The sequence below is a fragment of the Mycobacterium sp. 1274761.0 genome (assembly GCF_001668615.1).
GTDB lineage: Bacteria > Actinomycetota > Actinomycetes > Mycobacteriales > Mycobacteriaceae > Mycobacterium.
In genome coordinates this window covers 1-865 of sequence record NZ_LZMC01000006.1, presented here as the reverse complement: position 1 = coordinate 865, position 865 = coordinate 1, and the positions used below count along the sequence as shown (strand labels likewise).

The 865-nt window shown below is 67.1% G+C and carries 1 protein-coding gene and 1 pseudogene; one reads left to right on the top strand and one right to left on the bottom strand.

Annotated features, from left to right (window positions below; all coding sequences use genetic code 11):
• A pseudogene (gene ligC, locus A5651_RS25155) lies at positions 1 to 161 on the bottom strand (ATP-dependent DNA ligase); the annotation flags it as partial.
• 30 nt (positions 162 to 191) lie between these two features.
• Between ligC and A5651_RS00925 the strand changes: the two are divergent.
• Positions 192 to 865 (top strand): ATP-dependent DNA ligase (locus A5651_RS00925; protein ID WP_156662478.1); only part of this gene is annotated, 674 nt, incomplete at its 3' end.

The window sequence follows — 865 nt, the reverse complement described above, 5'->3', positions numbered from 1 at the left end:
GTCGGCCGCTCGTTGCGGCTGCCCAGCTCGACCTCGGGCCCGTCACGAAAGCAGATCGACCGAAACCCGTCCCACTTCGGCTCGTACGACGCCCCCGGCGGAATCTCAGACACCGACTTGGACAGCATCGGCGACACCGGCGGCATCACGGGCAGGCGCATCGCCCCATTCTTGTCGGGCGCGATGACATTATGAGCAGCGTGGAGCTCCCCCTGCAGCCGCCGGTGTCGCCGATGCTGTCCAAGTCGGTGTCTGAGATTCCGCCGGGGGCGTCGTACGAGCCGAAGTGGGACGGGTTTCGGTCGATCTGCTTTCGTGACGGGCCCGAGGTCGAGCTGGGCAGCCGCAACGAGCGGCCGATGACGCGGTACTTCCCCGAGCTGGTGGCTGCTGCGCTGGCCGAACTCCCGGCGCGCTGCGTGATCGACGGCGAGATCGTGATCGCCGTCGACGGCAGGCTGGACTTCGAGGCGCTGCAGCTGCGGCTGCACCCGGCCGCCAGCCGCATCAGGATGCTGGCCGAGCAGACGCCGTCGCACTTCATCGGGTTCGACGCGCTGGCGAGCGGCGACACATCTCTGTTGAAGGAACCGTTCCGGGTCCGTCGTCAAGCCTTGCTCGAGTCGGTGAACGAGAAGGACTGGTGTCATGTCACCCGCACCACCGAAGACCCCGAGCTGGGTGCGCAGTGGCTGACGACGTTCGAGGGCGCGGGTCTCGATGGGGTGATCGCCAAACGGCTCGACGGCCCGTACCTTCCGGGCAAGCGCGAGATGGTGAAGGTCAAGCACGCCCGCGACGCCGACTGTGTGGCCATCGGATACCGCATCCACAAGAGCGGCGAAGGCATCGGCTCGATTCTGCT